The organism is Paraburkholderia sp. BGA-UO-ETr-F21 (assembly GCF_059567925.1).
This window is the reverse complement of sequence record NZ_JCAQOY010000009.1, coordinates 307,645-325,547: the sequence shown is the minus strand read 5'-3', so window position 1 is coordinate 325,547 and position 17,903 is coordinate 307,645. Positions and strand designations below refer to the sequence as shown.

Annotated in this window: 18 protein-coding genes and 2 pseudogenes; 9 read left to right on the top strand and 11 right to left on the bottom strand. The window is 61.5% G+C overall.

The window, feature by feature from the left end; all coding sequences use genetic code 11:
* Positions 1 to 141: 141 nt before the first annotated feature.
* Positions 142 to 903, top strand: coding sequence for an IS4 family transposase (locus AC57B1_RS09580; protein WP_496417383.1), 762 nt, complete (start codon positions 142 to 144; stop codon positions 901 to 903).
* Between the two features lie 94 nt (positions 904 to 997).
* Here AC57B1_RS09580 and AC57B1_RS09575 read toward each other — a convergent pair.
* From AC57B1_RS09575 to AC57B1_RS09530, 10 genes and pseudogenes are all read right to left on the bottom strand, one after another.
* Positions 998 to 1,506, bottom strand: a pseudogene (locus AC57B1_RS09575) (IS6 family transposase); the annotation flags it as partial.
* Positions 1,484 to 1,849 carry a hypothetical protein gene (locus tag AC57B1_RS09570; protein ID WP_496417372.1) on the bottom strand — a complete coding sequence of 122 codons (366 nt, stop codon included), beginning with the start codon at positions 1,847 to 1,849 and terminating at the stop codon, positions 1,484 to 1,486. The pseudogene AC57B1_RS09575 and the gene AC57B1_RS09570, both read right to left, overlap by 23 nt.
* Positions 1,849 to 2,232, bottom strand: a complete 384-nt coding sequence (locus AC57B1_RS09565; protein WP_496417371.1) for a hypothetical protein — start codon at positions 2,230 to 2,232, stop codon at positions 1,849 to 1,851. Before AC57B1_RS09565 ends, AC57B1_RS09570 begins: the two co-directional genes overlap by 1 nt.
* A gap of 192 nt (positions 2,233 to 2,424) precedes the next feature.
* Positions 2,425 to 3,651, bottom strand: coding sequence for a hypothetical protein (locus AC57B1_RS09560; RefSeq protein WP_496417370.1), 1,227 nt, complete (start codon positions 3,649 to 3,651; stop codon positions 2,425 to 2,427).
* A gap of 16 nt (positions 3,652 to 3,667) precedes the next feature.
* A complete protein-coding gene (locus tag AC57B1_RS09555) occupies positions 3,668 to 4,540 on the bottom strand; it encodes a hypothetical protein (RefSeq protein ID WP_496417369.1) in 873 nt (290 codons plus the stop codon).
* 144 nt (positions 4,541 to 4,684) lie between these two features.
* A complete protein-coding gene (locus AC57B1_RS09550; protein WP_496417368.1) occupies positions 4,685 to 5,005 on the bottom strand; it encodes a type II toxin-antitoxin system RelE/ParE family toxin in 321 nt (106 codons plus the stop codon).
* Positions 5,002 to 5,271, bottom strand: a complete 270-nt coding sequence (locus tag AC57B1_RS09545; RefSeq protein ID WP_496417367.1) for a type II toxin-antitoxin system ParD family antitoxin — start codon at positions 5,269 to 5,271, stop codon at positions 5,002 to 5,004. Before AC57B1_RS09545 ends, AC57B1_RS09550 begins: the two co-directional genes overlap by 4 nt.
* Before the next feature lie 178 nt (positions 5,272 to 5,449).
* Positions 5,450 to 5,911, bottom strand: a complete 462-nt coding sequence (locus AC57B1_RS09540; RefSeq protein WP_496417366.1) for an SET domain-containing protein — start codon at positions 5,909 to 5,911, stop codon at positions 5,450 to 5,452.
* A gap of 73 nt (positions 5,912 to 5,984) precedes the next feature.
* Positions 5,985 to 6,338 (bottom strand): hypothetical protein, encoded by a 354-nt coding sequence (locus tag AC57B1_RS09535; RefSeq protein ID WP_496417365.1) that lies wholly within the window; start codon positions 6,336 to 6,338, stop codon positions 5,985 to 5,987.
* Between the two features lie 35 nt (positions 6,339 to 6,373).
* A complete protein-coding gene (locus AC57B1_RS09530; RefSeq protein ID WP_496417382.1) occupies positions 6,374 to 7,408 on the bottom strand; it encodes a DNA-binding protein in 1,035 nt (344 codons plus the stop codon).
* A gap of 162 nt (positions 7,409 to 7,570) precedes the next feature.
* On the opposite strand from AC57B1_RS09530, the gene AC57B1_RS09525 reads away from it, so the two are divergent.
* The 8 genes and pseudogenes from AC57B1_RS09525 (at position 7,571) to AC57B1_RS09490 (ending at position 16,240) form a co-directional block, all read left to right on the top strand.
* Positions 7,571 to 8,746 (top strand): tyrosine-type recombinase/integrase, encoded by a 1,176-nt coding sequence (locus AC57B1_RS09525; protein WP_496417364.1) that lies wholly within the window; start codon positions 7,571 to 7,573, stop codon positions 8,744 to 8,746.
* A gap of 559 nt (positions 8,747 to 9,305) precedes the next feature.
* Positions 9,306 to 9,488: pseudogene (locus tag AC57B1_RS09520) on the top strand (transposase); the annotation flags it as partial.
* 106 nt (positions 9,489 to 9,594) lie between these two features.
* Entirely contained in the window at positions 9,595 to 10,734 is a 1,140-nt protein-coding gene (gene nicT, locus AC57B1_RS09515) for a Nickel transporter NicT (protein WP_197740279.1), read from the top strand.
* Positions 10,735 to 10,917: 183 nt separating this feature from the next.
* Complete coding sequence (locus AC57B1_RS09510) at positions 10,918 to 11,301, top strand: response regulator transcription factor (RefSeq protein WP_007177161.1); 384 nt, start codon at positions 10,918 to 10,920, stop codon at positions 11,299 to 11,301.
* Positions 11,302 to 11,551: 250 nt separating this feature from the next.
* Positions 11,552 to 13,723, top strand: a complete 2,172-nt coding sequence (locus tag AC57B1_RS09505; RefSeq protein WP_496417363.1) for a PAS domain-containing sensor histidine kinase — start codon at positions 11,552 to 11,554, stop codon at positions 13,721 to 13,723.
* Positions 13,698 to 14,387 carry a response regulator transcription factor gene (locus AC57B1_RS09500; protein WP_496417362.1) on the top strand — a complete coding sequence of 230 codons (690 nt, stop codon included), beginning with the start codon at positions 13,698 to 13,700 and terminating at the stop codon, positions 14,385 to 14,387. Before AC57B1_RS09505 ends, AC57B1_RS09500 begins: the two co-directional genes overlap by 26 nt.
* A gap of 288 nt (positions 14,388 to 14,675) precedes the next feature.
* The gene (locus AC57B1_RS09495; protein WP_496417361.1) at positions 14,676 to 15,641 is read left to right on the top strand and encodes a helix-turn-helix domain-containing protein; all 966 of its coding nucleotides are present in this window, start codon (positions 14,676 to 14,678) and stop codon (positions 15,639 to 15,641) included.
* A gap of 206 nt (positions 15,642 to 15,847) precedes the next feature.
* Entirely contained in the window at positions 15,848 to 16,240 is a 393-nt protein-coding gene (locus tag AC57B1_RS09490) for a DUF3331 domain-containing protein (protein WP_007177156.1), read from the top strand.
* A gap of 279 nt (positions 16,241 to 16,519) precedes the next feature.
* Here the strand turns inward: AC57B1_RS09490 and AC57B1_RS09485 are convergent, their stop codons facing one another.
* Positions 16,520 to 17,629: an alpha/beta hydrolase gene (locus tag AC57B1_RS09485; RefSeq protein WP_496417360.1), complete on the bottom strand. Its 1,110-nt coding sequence runs from the start codon at positions 17,627 to 17,629 to the stop codon at positions 16,520 to 16,522.
* Positions 17,630 to 17,903: the final 274 nt, after the last annotated feature.

The following is a 17,903-nucleotide window of genomic DNA, read 5'->3' as shown; positions in this document are numbered from 1 at the left end:
TAGCGGATTTCATCGGGGCCCGCAGCGGATGAGGCTGCAAGAAGGCCGTATATAAAGCTGCAGCCTATCCTGTTAAATCAAAGCACGCGAAAACTGGCGCATAAGGGGGCGTTCATATAAAATGTCGGTAAACCGGACGTCCTGCTTGACGCTATCCATTTTCTGGTTCGTACCTGTACGAACAGGCTGGCCGGTGACGGCGGACATACCGTTGCTGACGAAATGTCAGACGTGCGGATCAAGGGATTGCACCGGATCGAATTTCGCGACGCCAAAGGTAGTCCTCACCAGGCGCTTCTGGAGATCCGTTACCGGCGCCTCACGGTCTGGCCGCCCCTCGCAAAACAGCGACACTATCCAGCACGTAAGCTGACTGTTATCCATGCGACGGAGCGCGGCGAGCCAGTGGGTCGCAAACGTGTCGAATGGAAACTGCTCACGGATCTGCCGGTGAACTCTCGCGTGGAGGCAATCGAAAAGATCGACTGGTACGCGATGCGCTGGAAAATAGAGGTGTTTCACAAGAACCTGAAGTCCGGCTGCAAGGCTGAAGAGTCACAGTTGCGCACCGCCAGCCGCCTGACCAATCTGATCGCCATCTTCTGCGTCCACGCCTGGCGCGTATTCTGGCTGACCGAGATCAACCGGTCTGCACCCGAGGCTCCACCAGAGGTGGCACTTACCGCAACTGAGGTGTCACTGCTTGACCAGCTTGTCAAAGACACCGCGCGTATCGTACAGGCGCCTTGCCTGTCTCGCAGCCTGGTCAAGCTCGCGCAGCTGGGTGGCTATCTCGCACGCGCCAACGATCCCCCACCCGGCAACAAGGTCATCTGGCGCGGCATGCATCGGCTGATGGAAATCGAGATCGGATACCAGCTGGCGCGTCGAGATAGTGGGTAATCACAAGGAAATCCGCATTGTTAACAACCCCCTCCTGGCTGATTTGCTATCCAGCATCGATTCCAGGCACGCCGATTTGTGTATAAGGAGGTGACTTTGAGGATCGCAACGTCGTCTCCTTGGGCAGTAACTCATTGGTCTTCATTTCACGCACGGCGCGATGAGACGCCGCGTAGCCGTCCAGCGTGATCGACTTTGGACTGCGGCCCTGGTTCCTGATCGCCTTCGCGAAGAAGGCTTTGGCTGCAGCCACATCACGCCTGGCGCTGAGCCGGAAATCGACCGTCTTTCCTGCCCGGTCAACTGCGCGGTAAAGATAGGCCCATTTGCCGCGGATCTTCACATAGGTCTCGTCGACTCGCCACGACTGACCGGATGTCATGGCCAGGCGATTCCAGCGTTTGACGAACTCCGGCGTGAAGCGCTTGACACCCAGCGCATGATCGTCGTGTGCGCCAGCGTCAGACCGCGCTCAGCCATCATTTCAGTGAGGTCTCGAAAGCTCAGCTTGTAACGGAGGTACCAACGCACGCACAGGACGATCACTTCGCGATCAAAGTGGCAACCGTTGAACAATCCGTCAATGTTTTTTAGCTTGCGCATTGGCTCGTGCTCGTCGAAAACTCGAGCGTAACAGACCGGCGTATCCGAATTGCACCACAACCGTTTTTCTTTCCCGCCGCTCATTGCGCCGGGCGGCCGCACGCTTCACGACTTCTTCCAGAGATTGCACGTGTTCAGGCGTAGCACGACCAAAGCGCTTGTGATAACAGTGCGCGATAAATTCTGCGAGGGGGCGCTTCCACGGCTCCTGCTGCCCGTTAGCCAGGGATCCGAATTTTCGGGGATTCAATCCCAGTTCGCGCGCCATCTGGATATGAGCATGGCTCAATCTGAAACGCTGCCTCGCTTCAAACCACGGTTGAAGTTTCGATGGTATCGGCATCAGTGTTCACCTCTGCGCCAGCTTGCGGCGGTCAACCGCTCCACCGCCGCGTAATAACGCGCCTGCGAAGTCGCAGCATCGTCGTTCTGATCCGTCTTCAAAATATCAAACAGATGCTCTGCGACGACTGAGCCGATCGCGTGAACCGCGTCGTGTCGCGTAAGTCCTTCTTTCCCGAGGCGATCCATCGCCCGGACCACGGGCTCAAGGTTCAGGGCGATCTGGTTTTCGACGATCGCATGTAGCGCAGCGTGTGCCGTGACGTTGGGAAGCTTGATACGGGCAACGCGATGATACGTTTCGACGAGAGCAATTCGCTCCTGTTCGTCGAGTTCGAGCCATGATTCAGGTTCGGGCGCACACCCGGGGTTGTACTCTTCCATGATGCAAGTCCTGTGCTGACTTCTGCCTGTCGTAAAACTGCCATTTCCAGCCACTTTGCGCTTGAGTCCAGTCATCGGCGACAAAACGGGCGCCTGTCCCACACGACCGGGAGGGACCCGTTGTGATGACAACACGCCGGGGCTCGGGCCATGCAAAAACCGTCCATCCCGTAACCGGGATGCATCGCGACGTTATGCGACCCAATGATGCGCCAGCACCGTGGCGACGAACGAATGCCCCGGAATGGCCGCAAACTGCTCCCGCAGACGCCTGTTGAGCTGGTCACGTTCCATGCCGGAAGCAAGGGACGCATCCGCCAGCGCACCGTAGGCATCCAGCACATCGCTCCCCGTGATTTCGTAACCGAAGCCTGCGGCCATCCAGTGCAGCGCTGCCGTGCCACAGGCCACTGCGAATTCAGGCTTGCGCTGCGCAAAATCGCGTGCGGCTCGCGTCAGGGTTCGCGGGTCGGTGGGGCCGCGCATCGCGAGCGACGCCGCCAGATCGAGCAGGCCGGCGTCCTTCGCGGCGGCGAACCATTTCCCCTCTGCGCCGGGACTGCTCGCGACCAGATCGTGGAGGATGCTGTCGGGACTCCTGTCCGAATATTTTTTCGCGATGGCACGGAACGTCGCGAGATGCGTGGTGGCCTGATTGGCCTCGATCGCGTAGCGCCGATAGGCCTCGTCCATCATGCCCGACGACAGAAGGATCGCTTCGCATTTGCGGGCGATGGCGGCAGTGGGCGCATTCAGCCCCCTCGACGCTTCCGCGTAACGCAGTGCTTCAGCCGAACGATTTAATGCGATCAGTGCATCCACCCCGTACTGGCGATACCCCCACCAGTTCAGGCGCGCGCCATCCACGAGAGCGAGTAGTTCCGCATGGCGCCGGGCGGCATTGAGCGCACTCAGGCAGGCGGTGGTACCCGCGAAATGCTCTCCCAGTCCTTCAGCGCCCATCACGCGCGCTGTAATCGGCAACAACCTGTCTGCCCATAAGGACGCGATGTCGGGCGACGTACACAGGTCACCCCAGCGATCGCCCAACTGTTCGATATACGGCATCGGGTCATCCTGGAGCGCGTCAAACAGGCGTTCCAGCCAACGCATCCGGACCGGAGCGGGCACGTCCACCCCGCCGATGACCGGCACAAGCGCGTCGATTGCGCGATTCACGGCAGTGCCAATTGCCCCCGAGGAGCTGTCTACGTGTTCAAGCGCCGGCGAAAGCTTTTCGAGCAAGGCGACCGCGCCGTCCGCAGCGAGAACAGGATCTGCGCGAGCGATCTGCCGGATCTCCGCCAGCGCTTCTTTCAGACGCTGGATCGGCAACGCGGATTTCCAGCCGAAGGCGCCACGCCGGAACCGCGTGGCGAAAGCCCACTTGTGAGCGGTGTGAGAGGTTGTGCGTGTCATGCTCCGGGGTGCCAGCTCAGCGCGTCTTCATATAGGCGGCGTACAGCGCCGTGTTGAGCGCCTGCAGTTCGCGTCGGGTTTCCAGCAGTTCGTAATGCCGGCCTTGACGCTCCAGACCGAGTAACTCGAGCATCACCTTCGCCGCCCGCTCGGGCGCATTGCGTCGCGAAGGCTCTGCCTGTTTGAACAGCGGCGCGAGGCCGGCCTTTTCCGTGAGTACCCACGCCGGAAACCATGCGAGATCGTCAATGTCGCCGGCGCCGTCGAACGACGTATCGAAGTTGCGCCGCAACGTATTGACGCACGCGTCGCCAAGCCGGCTCAAAAGCTGGTCAAACCGGGATGGAGAAAGCCACGCAAGCTCCACCAGCAATGGCCAGGCCGCGTCCAGGCCATCGAGCCGGTAACGTGCCTCCGTCATCCAGCAAAGCGGCGCTGGAATCCGTCGCCAGGACGCGATGCGCGATGTCGCATCGGAGGCCTCGGCCCACCGCGCAGCAAGCAGGAAGAGCGGCGCCGCGTGCGCATCGGCGTGGTCCGCACGGAAAGGCAGCGCAGCGGCGCGCCCGGCCAGTTCTGCCCAGAGCGGTGCGAGCCAGGTCGCCCCGCTCTGCCTCGGGAACACATGCGTGACTGCGGGCTGGACCTCGTGAGATAGCGCCTGGCGAGCCTGCAGGGCGGCTTCGTGACGGTCAAACGGTACCGTCGATCGACCCTCGAGAGCATTGACGATCGAACCGAAATACACCTGGGGGGCATCGTCCGGATACTCGTTCGCAAGGGCCTGCAGCGCGCGCCGCGCGCCCGCGGCATCGTACCGCTGCAACGCTGACAGGACGTCATTGCGCAGCATCACATCGCGGCTGTCGTTGAAAATGTCGAGCTGCATCCGTCGGATTCAGAACAGTTGGCTGGTCGGACTGACGAGGTTATTCCATTTGACCGTGCTTCTCAATTTCCTGTCGTGCTCGTCGACTGACTCGACGATTGCGCACCGACCGCTCGCGTCGGTGACCGCGGTGCGGGCGCGTCATCAGTGGTCGTGTTCCGTCGGATCTACGAAAGACGGTTCCCAGGCCTGCCCGCCGTAGAACACACCAACGATTGACACCACCTCGGGATCCAGAAGGTAAGCAATGACCGCGCGCTGCCGGTAGTGGGTCACGCGCAGGCCAGGTAACAGATCATCGCGCGGGACGCCGCGCTCAGGGAACGTCTGCAGGCGCAGGCAGAAATTCACGATGGCGTCCACGTAGCGAGCCGCCGTGACGGGCGAACCCGCTTCACTGATGAACCGTTCGATGTCCTCAAGCTGGTCCCGCGCTTCCGGGGCAAACTGCACCCGGTAGGTCATGCGGCGCCCGAGCGCTTCTTCGCCAGGTGAGCGCGCACCTGCTCGGGCGTGAGCGCGCGCGCGGGATCCGCGCGCAGCGCTTCGGCCGCAGGCACCACCTCATCACGCAGCCAGGCCTCGATCGCCCTGTCGCGGGCCGCGAGGGTGCGTAGCCCGTCGCGGATCACCTCGCTTTCAGAAGCATATTCGCCGCTGGCGACCTTGGTGCGGATGAGCTCGGCCATCTCGTTGGGCAGGGTAATGCTGAACTGCTGTGTGGTACGCATGGCGCTCTCCGGGCTGACAGGATTTAATCCTACTCCGTCGACGGGGGTGCTGGCAAGGCGCGCCGGCCTTGCACAGATGACGATAGCAGCTGCGCGCGACGGGACGGGACGGGACGGCGCACAACTTGACGGATCTTCCTGCGGCGAACCATTTCGAAGGAAAAGCTGGATGCGTCAGTCAGGGGCGCGCTTGATATCTGTTCGCAAACGCCAGCATCGAACCAGTACATCGCTTCGCCCCACAGCGACAGGCATAGTCAGCGATCAGTTCGGGAGTAATCGCGTCATCGATAGTGAGTCCATAGGCGATAGAAAGCTCGTCGCCCGGCATCACGTCTTTGAGCGTCTCGATGAAAACCCGTCCCCGCTCGTCCTCGATCGCCTCACAGTTCGGCTGGCAGGAGTGGTTCAGCCAGCGGGCGCTGTTGCCCCCGACGCCGCCGTCGATCACGCGCCCATCAGCCAGTCCGAAAATGAACGTGTGGCCGTGCATTCCGGATCGCCGGTGCCGGGCACAGGCCCGTCGCCACGAGGTCACCTCACCGCGATATTCGATGATCCGCTGGCCAGCGGGAATCGCCTGTAGCGCGAACACGCCTCGCCCATGCACCGATGATTTCCTGACCGTCACGCGCCGCACTTCGTCACTCCTGATCCGTTGAAGGCTGCGAGCATAGCGAGCAGCGCGTTACGCGGCAACCGGCACCGTCGCATCAGAACAACCTGGTCTGTCGGGGATCGCGTGGCGGGGGGCGGGATACGTCAGTCCGGCTGGTCAGTCGGCGCTTACCGCTCCTGTCTCCGACACGCTGCAGCCGGGCCAGCATCAGGCATTCCACTGCGCCATCGTTGAAGCGCAGCTCGAACACGCCGGTTACGCCGGACGGACACGGCGCCGTTGCGCGGAACGACAGGCGCAGACCCCGCCGTTTCGCGCGGGCAATCATCTGCGTGCGACTCATGCCGTGCCAGCAATCCGAGATGAAGCGCGTCACGGTCCCGGGCAGGGACTCATGCGCGACGCCCTGGGGAAGCGTCAGTCCGGCGAGCAGATAGATATCAGCCATGCAACCCATTTCCCTGGTGGCGGGTACCTGTGCGTTTATACCGTTTTCTTGCGACGCGTTGCTGGTTTGGCGGTCGGCACGACTCGGGAGGAACGGGTCGGGCGTGGCGCCTTCCGGACTGCGGCCGGGCCGGCCGACTGCTGGCGTTCCCGCGTACGCGTTTCCACTTCCCGCAGCGTCATCGTCTCCGCCTGCAGCCGCAGGTTCTCCGCCTGAACAGCATCCAGCCGCCCCTGCAGCACGCCCGCCTGATGACGTACGTCGCCCAGCTGCGCCTGCATGGTTTCCAATGCACGGCGATGCTCGGCATCCTTCCGGTCCGCGCGACGCGAGGCTTCGTCCAGCTCATTCTGCAGCTTCGCGGCGGTACTTCGCTCGCGGTCTATCTCGAGCAGCGCGCGCTTTTCGGACGCCCTGAGCCGCTCCTCCGCGCGCTCAGCGGCTTCGCGCTGCTTCGCCAGATCGCGCGAAAACCCTTCCCTTGTCTCCATCAGTTCGCGCTCACGCGCGGCCAGTGCCGCCTGGACCCGCGCCAGTTCTGCCTCCAGCGCCTGTCGCTGCGCGTGGCCTTCGGCCTGTGCCCTGTCCAGATCCCGTATCTCGACCTGCGCGGCCAGCAGCGCCGCGGTGCGCTGCTCGAGCGCGGTCTCCACGCGTCCCAGCTCGTCCCGCGCGGCGACGACCGCCTGCTGCGCCTCGACGCGCTGCGCCTCGACCTCGTCGCGCAGCGCGTCGAGCGCGGCCTCCGCTGACGCGGTGGCGCGGGCCCAGAGGGTCGACACCAGCTCGCCCGCGGCAGCACCAAGATCGGCGGGCAGGTCGGGATGCTCGATGCGCACGCGGCTCTTCTCGCGCAGTTCCGCCCAGAACTCGCCGAGCACCGCGGTCGGCGTGCCCATGCTGCCCCGCTTCACAAGCTGGTACAGCCGGTTGGCGGTCGGCGTGATGCCATGGCGGAAGAACAGCAGCGCGCAGACCTCCCGGTACAGCTCGCGGGTCTTCGGAAACGCCGCCTTCAGGCGCTCGATTTCGGCGGCCAGCGCCGCGTCGGGGGACAGGACGTCACTCATGAGGATCTTCATCGACAGATTTTCGTGAATATTACTACGTAAACCGTGTATTTTCTAACGACACTGTCCTTATATTTTGACATTAATACTATAATGTTGAACTATTGACGCCGATCGCGCGCATCATTACGTCTCTGCGCCGCTTCCCGGACCACCCTGACCATGACCACCGCCCTGCCCGCCCCACGCCCGCTCGATACCCTCGAACTGCCGCCCGCCCTCGATGGCCGCCACGGCTCGAACCGCGCAGGAGGACGCATGCAGATCGCCGCTGACACCGATCTCGACGCGCTGCGCGCCTGGCTCGCCCGTTTCGCCGAGACCAAAACCACCTTTGACAACTACCGCAAGGAAGCCGAACGGCTGCTGCTCTGGTCGGTCCTGCAGATGGGCAAACCGCTCTCCTCGCTCACCCACGAAGACCTGCTCGTCTACCAGCACTTTCTCGCCGATCCGCAGCCCGCCTCGCGCTGGCGTGCCGACGGCGGGCGCAAGCATCCCCGCCACGATCCGCGCTGGCGGCCTTTCTACGGCCCACTGTCCGGCCCGAGCCAGCGACAGGCGATGGTGATCCTCAACGTGATGTTTGCGTGGCTTGTGCAGGCGGGCTATCTGGCCGGCAATCCGCTGTCACTGTCACGTCAGCGCGCGAGACGCGACAAGCCGCGCATCGTCCGGTATCTGTCGCCCGAGCTGTGGCTCGAGGTCAAGACGTACATCCAGCGCATGCCGACGCAGACCGGTCGCGAGCGCGAACACCACGCACGCGTGCGCTGGCTGTTCACGCTGCTTTATCTGGGTGGTCTGCGCATCACCGAGGTCGGGACGAATACGATGGGGCAGTTTTTCCGGCGCGCTGACGAAAACGGCACCGATCGCTGGTGGCTCGAGGTGATGGGCAAAGGGGGCAAGGAGCGGCTGGTGCCCGCCACCGCGGAAATGATGGTCGAGCTTGGCACCTACCGGCAGGCACGCGGACTACCGCGACTGCCCTCGCCGGGCGAGGACACGCCGCTCGTGCTGCCGGTGGGCCAGTCGCTCAAGCCGCTCACGCGCGCCGCGTTGCACCGGATCGTGAAGGATGTTTTTGGCGGTGCGGCGCAATCCCTGCGCGCAGGAGGCGAGGAGCACGCTCAACGGGCGGAGCGTCTCGAACAGGCATCGGCGCACTGGTTGCGTCACAGCGCCGGGTCCCACATGGCCGACCAGCAGCTGGATCTGCGACTCGTGCGGGATAACCTCGGGCACGCGTCACTGACGACGACCAGTCAGTATCTTCACGTCGATGACGATCGCCGGCATCGGGAGACCGATGAGAAACACCGTATTGGGTGGTGACGGCTGGCTGCCTGAACCAACCGCCGCCTACCGGCTGATCGCGACATCGTCGGCGGTGAGCCGAATGGGTTCACCGGGACGCAGGCGGGCCGTTCTTTCGGCAACCGCGATAATGCGGCGCCGCCCGTCCGCAAATGCGTCCAGCATGCGGATCGGGGCGGCGTCCTCGGGTAGCCAGAATTGCGCGTCGAGCGCCTCCCGCGTAGTTGCGCAGGCGACATCGCTAGGGCTTTGACTTCCTGTCACCTGTTTTCAATTTACCGGAGGGCTACAGAAGAGCAGCGTTCAGCGGATGGACGCCTAGACCGCTCGCGGTATAGATCTCTCTCGCCACACCTGGAGACGGGTTTGCAGTTGAGGGGGATGCAGGAGCGCTGGACAGTTGATATGACTCCGCTTGTCAAGAGGGGATCAGTTTTGGGTTTTGAGCTGCCATCTGAATTTCCTGAGGGCGACGTAGCAGTAAATCTCGACGGTGGATCATGCTGATATCCGCGGGTTGGTTACCGCATTACAGAAGTCCGCCCAGCGAGCCTGCCGCCATCTAGTGCCGCAAGTCGAATGNGGCTTCGTGCTGCTGCCCCGGCGGTGGGTGGTCGAGCGCAGCTTTGGCTGGCTCAACCGTTTCCGCCGTCTCGCACGTGATTATGAACGGCTGCCCGAAACCCTTGCAGGACTTCATTTCGTGGTCTTCGCAATGCTCATGCTCGTTCACGCAGTGCCAGTACTTCAAAGTGCCTAACACGCTCTAGCCGTCTGTCTGCTCGCCGACAGATATGCCGCCCGCGCAGACATAGCCCTGGCGAGCTGTGTCTGCCCATCCGATGTCGTCATTAACAGAGACCACTATGCCTTTACGTTCCGGTCACCGTCACCTGTCGGTCAAGACACCCTTATTCTCGCGGCCGTTGCATTTCGATACCACTGCGATCGCCATGATAGTGGTCATTGCCTTGTTGCATATCGTCGGATGGACTACGTTGATCGCCATTGTCGTACCGCTGCATTTGAGCGTGGACTCCAGAGTGTTTGGAGTCGGCATCGGCGTGACGGCATACGCACTCGGCATGCGCCATGCGTTCGATGCGGACCATATCGCCGCCATCGACAATACGACGCGCAAGCTGGTCGGAGAAGGCAAACCGGCTCATTCGATCGGCTTCTGGTTTTCTTTCGGTCACTCGACCATCGTGTTCGGACTCACGCTTCTCGTCGCACTGGGCGTGCGTTCGCTCTCGGGTCATGTGGCGAACGCCGGTTCGGGCTTTCACGCAGTCGCGGGACTCATCGGCACCTGTATCTCCAGCGGCTTTCTCTATCTGATTGCGGCGTTGAACATCGTCTCGTTCTTCGCGATCTACAAGGTGTTCCGGCGCATGAAGTCCGGGCGCTATGACGAGGCTTATCTGGAGCATCGGCTTGAGAACCGTGGCGTGGTGAATCGTCTTCTCGCGCCTCTGATGAGGATCGTGCGCAAGCCTGGACAAATGTACTTTGTCGGACTGCTGTTCGGCATGGGCTTCGACACGGCAACCGAAATCGCGCTGCTGGTCCTGACAGGGTCCGGTGCTGCTGCGGGGCTGCCGTGGTACGCAACACTCTGCCTCCCCGTGTTATTTGCGGCGGGCATGCTGCTGTTCGACACGATCGACGGTTCGTTCATGAACGTCGCGTATGGGTGGGCATTGGCGAAGCCAGTGCGGAAAATATACTACAACCTGGTGGTGACCGGCCTGTCTGTCGCAGTCGGAGTGGTGATCGGCACCATTGAGATCCTCGGACTGTTCAGCAATGCACTGAATGCACACGGCGCATTCTGGTCGTGGGCATCCGGCATCGATCTGAACAGTCTCGGCTTCGCAATCGTCGGACTCTTCGTCGCGACATGGCTCGTCTCCGTGGCAATCTGGAAGTTCGGTCGGATCGAGGAAAAATGGGCGCCTGTTCGCAGCCATTCGGGCATCATCAAGCAGCAGATGGGGGAGTGACAGGAGGGGGCCTGTCTTTGTGCGGGCCGCTTTCCAGCCTGTCTTTCCGGTTTCCCCGGGCCGGTCCCTATACACACATATGATTTTCACGGTAGGGATTTTTCCATAACATGGGGATATCCGGGCGGCGAGCCAAACAGCATCGTGCCGTCGTAACCGAATGTATGGCAGAGGATAAGTCGCTTGCATACCCATCCGATAGTTTCCATCATCGATGACGACGAATCCGTCCGCATCGCCACATCAATGCTCGTTCGTTCACTGGGTTGGGGCGTGCGGCTTTATGCGTCCGCCGAAGATTTCCTCGCCTCCGGCCAGATCGGTGACGTCGCGTGCATCATCTCCGACGTGCAGATGCCCGGCATGAGCGGGCTCGAGATGCAGCGGCACCTGCTCGACGGCGGAATTACGCTGCCGATCATCTTTATCTCCGCTTTCGCATCGGAAGTGGTGCGCCGCCAGGCGCTGGACAACGGAGCGATGTGCGTGCTCAGCAAACCTGTCGATGGCGCAGTCGTGTCGCGTTGCCTCGAAACGCTCCAGGCCAGAGGCGGCGAAATTCATTAAGCCCGCTCGCGGCGGCCCTTGATTGTTTAATATTGAACGACTCGGATACTATGTACCGGATTGAATGGGCCGGAGTCCTGCGTGTCTTCCTTCGGTGTGCCGTTCTTGCGGCACCACACAGGCTTCCAGTACTCGTCAACGAACGTTTGCCTCGAATGCCTATGCCAACATCGCGCCGTTTCGTCTGCCCCGTTCCCGCGCGGCGCGCTCAATCGACATCATGATATTCCGCTCACGCGCCGACCAACCAATGCGGCATGACGCGCGCGTGCCGTTCGCTCTCGCGGGTGCCATCGCGCTGATCGTATTCCTGATCGACGCGTTCACGCCACTCGATATCGCCATTGCAGTGCTGTATGTCGTCGTGGTGCTGCTTGTCTCATCGACAACGTCGCGGCTCGCTACGATCCTCACCGCATGGAGCTGCGTGGCGCTCACGGTGATCGCGTTTTTTATGTCGCATGACGAGCATTACTCAGTCGGCGCGATTGCGCGCTGTGCCGTCAGCCTGCTCGCCATCGCCACGACGTCGGTGCTGGCGTGGCGCAATCAGAAGAACACCGCGACGCTGCGAGAGCAGGTGCAGTTGCTTGATCTGACGCACGACGCAATTGTCGTGTACGACATGAATGATCTGATCACGTTCTGGAATCACGGCGCGGAAGAGGTCTACGGATGGACCGCGCAGCAGGCGATCGGCCAGTCGATTCATGAGTTGACGCAAACACACTCTTCTGTTCCGCTCGACGAGATTCGCATCGAGATGTTGCGTTCTGGCCGTTGGCATGGCGAATTGCAGCGCGTGCGCAATGACGGCACGGCCGTCGTCATTTCGAGCCGCATGGCGCTGTGGCGCGATGCGAAGGGCAAACCGCGCGCCGTGCTCGCCACTAACAACGACGTCACCGTCCGCAAGCAGATGGAAGGCGAGTTGCAGCGCCAGAAGGACGAATTGCGCGCGACCATCGATACGATTCCGGGCATGGTCTGGAGTTCGTCGAGCGACGGGCGCCTGAGCTTCATCAACCGGCGCTGGAACGAACTGGGCGTGACGCTTGCCGAAAATGGCGGCGACATCTGGCGCTCGATCGTTCATCCCGACGACTACGCCGCCGTACAGCACGCCTGGCACGAAGCCATTGCAACGGGCGCGCCGTTCGAAAACGTCTCGCGCATCCGGCGCAGCGACGGGGTGTACCGATGGATGCATATCGGCGCGGAACCGCTGCGCGATAAGGGCGACAATATTTTGCGCTGGTACGGCGTGAACACGGATATAGAAGAACGCAAGCAGGCGGAGCAGGCGCTCGCGCGCAGCGAAGCGTTCCTGTCCGACGCACAGCGCCTGAGCCGCACCGGCACCATTGCGACGAAACTGCCAGAGGGCGAGATGTGGTGGTCTGACGAAACGTATCAGATCTTCGGCTATTCGAAGCTCGTCACACCCGGTTTCCACCTGATCCTCGAGCGCTCGCATCCCGAAGACATCGCGCTCGTCAGGCACGCTTATCTTCAGAGCCTCGCGGGTGCGCCCATCGTCGATGTCGAACATCGTCTCGCGATGCCCGATGGACGCATCAAATTCGTGCATTACGTCGCGCGTCTTGCAGCACCGCAGTCGGCCCATCCCGAGTACGTCGGCGCGCTGATGGACGTGACGGAACGGCGGGTGTCGCAGGAAGCACTCGACCGCTCGACAGCCGAACTCGCGCGCGTGACGCGCGTGACGATGCTCGGCGAACTGGCGGCGACGATCGCGCACGAGGTAACGCAGCCGCTTGCGGCGATTGTCACGTGCGGCGACGCTGCCCAGCGCTGGCTGAACCGTCCGCAGCCCGACCTGAAGGAAGTCGGGCAGTCGATTAACCAGATGATCCGCGACGCCAGGCACGCGAGCGATGTGATTCGTCAGATACGCTCGATGGCGCAAAAGCGCGATCCGAGTCATACCATGCTCGATCTGAACGGCATAGTAAGAGACTCCATCGAACTGGTGCGCCGCGAACTGGATGGGCATCGCGTCGAAGTGGATGCCGACTACGCATGTCCGCCACTGCAAGTGTGTGCCGACCGTGTGCAGTTGCAGCAGGTCATCATCAACCTGATAATGAACGGCATGCAGGCGATGTCGGGCATCACGGGGCGGCCGCGGAAACTGTGGATCCGCACGCACCGCTTCGATGCGCGACATGCGCAGGTCCTCGTAGAAGACTCCGGCACCGGCATCAGCGCAGAGAACGCCGGGCGGCTTTTCAACGCATTCTTTACGACCAAGGCGGAAGGCATGGGAATGGGATTGTCGATCTGCCGCTCGATTGTCGAGGCGCACGGTGGCCGGATCTGGGCGGAATCGGAAGAGGGAAGGGGGGCTGTGCTGCAGTTCACTCTGCCGCTCGATGAGGAAATCTGCCGTGAGCAGTGAACCGGGCAATGCGGCGAGTCACTCGATTGTCTATATCATCGACGACGATGAGTCGATGCGTGAAGCGGTCAGCATGTTGCTACGCTCGGTCGGCTTGCGGGTTGAAGCGTTCGCGGCCGCACAGGAATTTCTTGCGTTCCAGAAGCCGGATTTGCCGAGCTGTCTGATTCTGGATGTGCGGCTCAAAGGGCAGAGCGGTCTTGCCGTGCAGGAACAGATTGCGGCAGGCGAATTGCGCGTGCCGATTATTTTCATGACCGCGCATGGCGACATTGCCATGACGGTCAAGGCGATGAAGGCCGGCGCGACGGACTTTCTCTCCAAGCCGTTTCGCGACCAGGACATGCTGGACGCCGTGGCGACTGCTGTCGGCAAGGACGAAGAACGGCGCGAAGTGGATCGCTCGGTCGCGGATCTGCGCCGCCGCTACGGGTCGCTCACGCCGCGCGAGCGCGAAGTGATGGCCTTTGTCGCGGGAGGCTTGATGAACAAGCAGATTGCCGGCGAAATGAACCTGAGCGAAATCACGGTGAAGATTCACCGCGGACAGGCAATGAAGAAGATGGAGTCGCGCTCGCTTGCCGACTTCGTGCTAATGGCGGAAGCGCTCGGCGTCAAATCGCCAAAAAGCCCCCCTACGCCGCCGCGCGTTCAGCACGACTGAGCCCGCACGGGTATCTTTACCCCCGAACGGCGACAATCACATCGCCGTTCGCTTTTCCCTGCAATCCCTCGAATCTCTCGCAATTTGACGCCCCCCGTGGGCCGTCGCGCGTTTTTGCACCTGCGCATTCTCGTCCGCATTAAACCTTCATATAGGTTGACCCACCCATTCGACGCCGTAGGCAACCGTCTGTACGGCTAGGCACGTGGGCTCCGTTTGATTAACTTTGAGTCATCGCGGTGCCGGTGTTTTGACCGCAGGAAGATCACTCTATCGGACGGACATATCATGCGCTCGCTGCTCTCGTATCCTGAAACCGGTGCCGACATCGCTTCGCCAGGCATCGCCGGCCCAATCGACGCCGAGCATCTATGGCGCAGCCCACGCGCGCATCACGCGCATCACGCGCAGCCGCACCGGCAGCACGACAATGTGCTGGTGTCGCGCTGGACGCGCAACATCCCCACACCGGTCGAAGTGGTCAATCACGGCAACGAGTCCGATCACTGCATCGGCCTGGCTCTGAAATGCGTGTCGCTGACCTTCAATCACGCGGGCCGCAGGCTCACGCAAGGGCGGGTGACTGCGGGTGTAGTCCAGGTTACAGCGCCCGCCGTACCCGTCAGTGCCGTCTTCGAATCGTCCGTCGATGTGCTACATCTGTTCGCGTCGCAGCAAGTTCTCGCGGAGTGCTACGAAGACCTGTTTCAGCATCCACATGCGGGCGACATCGTGCTTGGCGACCCGAAGCTCGTGCGTGATCCCACACTCGACCGGCTTGGTCAGGCGCTGGCCGTTTCACAGACCAGCGACGCCGCGTTGGGCAAGGTTTTTACTGAAAGTGTCAGTCTCGCCATCGTGTCGCGCATTGTCGCGCGTCAATTCACTGTATCGAACGCGCAGAACCGCGAAGGGGCGGCGCTGCCGCAGTGGCGCATGAACCGTGTGGTCGAGTACATCGACGCGCATCTGTCCGAGACGATCGGCCTTGCCGACATTGCCGCGAGTGCCGGCCTCACCCGCATGCATTTCGCCGCACAGTTCCGGCGCGCGACGGGCTTGCGTCCGCATGAATACCTGTTGCGCCGCCGGATCGAACACGCACAGCATCTGTTGCTGAGCTCGAAGCACAACGTCGTCGATGTCGCGCTGAGCTGCGGCTTTCGCTCGCAAGCGCATTTCACGACTGTGTTCAAGCGATTTGTCGGCGAGACCCCTTGCTGCTGGAGGATGAAAGCGAATGCCGCTCGATGAGCACGTCCATTCATTTCTCGCGATCAGCAAGGCGTTTCTGACGCATGCCGGCGATTTCATTGTCTATCGACGACTGCCGCGAAGCCGACGAACCCCTCGTGAGGGCCCATGTACATGGCGAAGTAGTCGATGAATACCGCGACTCGCGGCGCTAGACCGAATAGAAAAGCCGTTCGATCAGGTAACGCTTCAACAGGAGTCGCGCCATGCTGGCAAACGCAAACATCATCGATCCGTGGATGCAAACCATTGGCTTGTTGTCCGCGCCTGCGGGCGGGCCGAAAGGCCGTGATAGTTGGCTGAATGGAGGCAACGGGGCGCGCCATGTTTACGGCACGTCGCTTCACACCGTCACGGTAAGCCTGATTGACCGGCCGTCGCCGACGACGGCGACGATCTCCTGGCGCGACTCGACCCGCTGTTGCTATGGCGACCAGGTCTGGTGCGCGTCGCGGGCCTACACCGAGGGCGTCTGCGCGATGAGCAGGCAGCCGATTCGTCGCGGCGACGCGGTGTACAAGCCACGCGCCTGCGGCCGTGCGCCGCGCAATGCCGACGCAATGATCCTGGCGTCCGTTCTCGACGACGGGTGTGGTTAATGGGTGTGGTTAATACGCCGGCTGCATCGCATTCGTTCGGGTAGTCGAGATCGATGCTCGCGAGCCTGATTGATTGCGCAACACTTTGCAGTCTGAAAAACGCTGCGCTACCCGCAAGGTCAATGGCTAAAGCTCGTGCGCTACATCGGGAACGGCGCGTGGCCGCTCTCGAACTTCCCGGCATCACCGTTTATTTGCCCCCTGGCATGCCCGCCTTTGCGGGCCGTGCTGGCGATAAGCGATGTGAAGGCGGGCAAGCCCGCCTTCAGCAGCCGTTCCTTACTTGCCAATGTGTTCGCGGATGCCATCCGCGATCTGCCGGATAGCAGCCTTGGTGGTTGGCAGATCCCTCAGCCCATTGAGCAGGGCGAAATCGTGAATGGTTCCGTTATAGCGCACGAACACCGTTGACACGCCTGCGTCCTGGAGGCGATGCGCGTAAGCTTCGCCTTCGTCCCGGAGCACGTCATTTTCCTCGGTGATGACCAAGGTTGGCGGAAGTCCCTGCAACTCAGCCGTACTGGCGCGCAAAGGTGAGACGTACGGGTTCTCCCGTTCTTTCTCGGTCGGCGCATAGTGATCCCAGCCGTACTGCATAAAAGATCTGCTCAAGAAACGGTTATTCGCATATTCCTGGTAAGAGCAAGTATCGACTCCCGCATTGGTTGCCGGCCAAAGCAACACTTGATAGCTGATCTTTGGTCCGTTTCGGTCCTTGTCCATCAGGTTTAGGGCTGCGGTCATATTACCGCCAACCGAATTGCCGGCCACCGCGATACGCCGTGGATCAGCGCCGAACTCGGATGCATGTGAGCTTACCCACTCGAGTGTCGCGTAAGCCTGGTTCAGTGGCACCGGAAACTTTCCTTCCGGGAGATTCGTAATTTCCGGGAACACGGCCGGCTGGCCGGATTCAACGACGAGGTCGCGCACCAGCCGCTTATGATTCTCGAAGTTGCCGGCAAGCCAGACAGCACCGTGGAGAAAGAGGATGACGCCGGGATGCGCAGCCATATGGTTGGGCTTCGTGATGAACAACTTTATGGTGCGTCCGTCGACGGTCAGCGATTTCTCCGAGATCGTCACGCCCGACATATCGACGGGAGTCTTATTCTGCAGGCCGGTAAGTACCTCCTGGGGTTTGGGTTGAGGCTGTTCCCAGAACGGGCTTGGATCTTTATTAAGTGGCAACAGGAACTGGCGGACTGCCGGATCAATATTTTGATCGTCTGCGACGTTCGAAGGCGCTTCGGTGACATGCGCGGAACATGCTGTTGGCACGTACGGCGCGTCGTTGTCCTTGACGTCCTGTGCATGAGCCGTCGTGAGACTCAGGGCGGACCCCACGAAGACGGCTCCCGCTAAGACATTTTTCATTTCATGCATCATTCAGCTCCCGGTGAAAGAGGTGGCCCCGTTCGGTCAGACAGTTGGATCGAGTTAATAAGTGGCAGCGTCCGGGGTCATCAAGCTGCCGATTTAATCGCTGGCAGTGTCGCGAAGTACGCCTCATCCGGTGCCTGATCGGACAGACTCGAATGGGGCTGTTTCTGGTTGCAACGGTTCAGATAGTCGCCAATGAAACGCTTGCCACGGTTGACCGATTCACAGGTTTTCAGACACGTCCCAGTCCGTCCAAGATATCAATCCACGATGCGCGCAT

What these genes read in the sequence shown, in the direction of transcription:
- AC57B1_RS09570 (WP_496417372.1), bottom strand. Translation starts at nt 1,849, where the DNA reads ATGCCGATACCATCGAAACTTCAACCGTGGTTTGAAGCGAGGCAGCGT.
- AC57B1_RS09565 (WP_496417371.1), bottom strand. Translation starts at nt 2,232, where the DNA reads ATGGAAGAGTACAACCCCGGGTGTGCGCCCGAACCTGAATCATGGCTC.
- AC57B1_RS09560 (WP_496417370.1), bottom strand. Translation starts at nt 3,651, where the DNA reads ATGACACGCACAACCTCTCACACCGCTCACAAGTGGGCTTTCGCCACG.
- AC57B1_RS09555 (WP_496417369.1), bottom strand. Translation starts at nt 4,540, where the DNA reads ATGCAGCTCGACATTTTCAACGACAGCCGCGATGTGATGCTGCGCAAT.
- AC57B1_RS09550 (WP_496417368.1), bottom strand. Translation starts at nt 5,005, where the DNA reads ATGACCTACCGGGTGCAGTTTGCCCCGGAAGCGCGGGACCAGCTTGAG.
- AC57B1_RS09545 (WP_496417367.1), bottom strand. Translation starts at nt 5,271, where the DNA reads ATGCGTACCACACAGCAGTTCAGCATTACCCTGCCCAACGAGATGGCC.
- AC57B1_RS09535 (WP_496417365.1), bottom strand. Translation starts at nt 6,338, where the DNA reads ATGGCTGATATCTATCTGCTCGCCGGACTGACGCTTCCCCAGGGCGTC.
- AC57B1_RS09530 (WP_496417382.1), bottom strand. Translation starts at nt 7,408, where the DNA reads ATGAGTGACGTCCTGTCCCCCGACGCGGCGCTGGCCGCCGAAATCGAG.
- AC57B1_RS09525 (WP_496417364.1), top strand. Translation starts at nt 7,571, where the DNA reads ATGACCACCGCCCTGCCCGCCCCACGCCCGCTCGATACCCTCGAACTG.
- nicT (WP_197740279.1), top strand. Translation starts at nt 9,595, where the DNA reads ATGCCTTTACGTTCCGGTCACCGTCACCTGTCGGTCAAGACACCCTTA.
- AC57B1_RS09505 (WP_496417363.1), top strand. Translation starts at nt 11,552, where the DNA reads ATGCGGCATGACGCGCGCGTGCCGTTCGCTCTCGCGGGTGCCATCGCG.
- AC57B1_RS09500 (WP_496417362.1), top strand. Translation starts at nt 13,698, where the DNA reads ATGAGGAAATCTGCCGTGAGCAGTGAACCGGGCAATGCGGCGAGTCAC.
- AC57B1_RS09495 (WP_496417361.1), top strand. Translation starts at nt 14,676, where the DNA reads ATGCGCTCGCTGCTCTCGTATCCTGAAACCGGTGCCGACATCGCTTCG.
- AC57B1_RS09490 (WP_007177156.1), top strand. Translation starts at nt 15,848, where the DNA reads ATGCTGGCAAACGCAAACATCATCGATCCGTGGATGCAAACCATTGGC.
- AC57B1_RS09485 (WP_496417360.1), bottom strand. Translation starts at nt 17,629, where the DNA reads ATGATGCATGAAATGAAAAATGTCTTAGCGGGAGCCGTCTTCGTGGGG.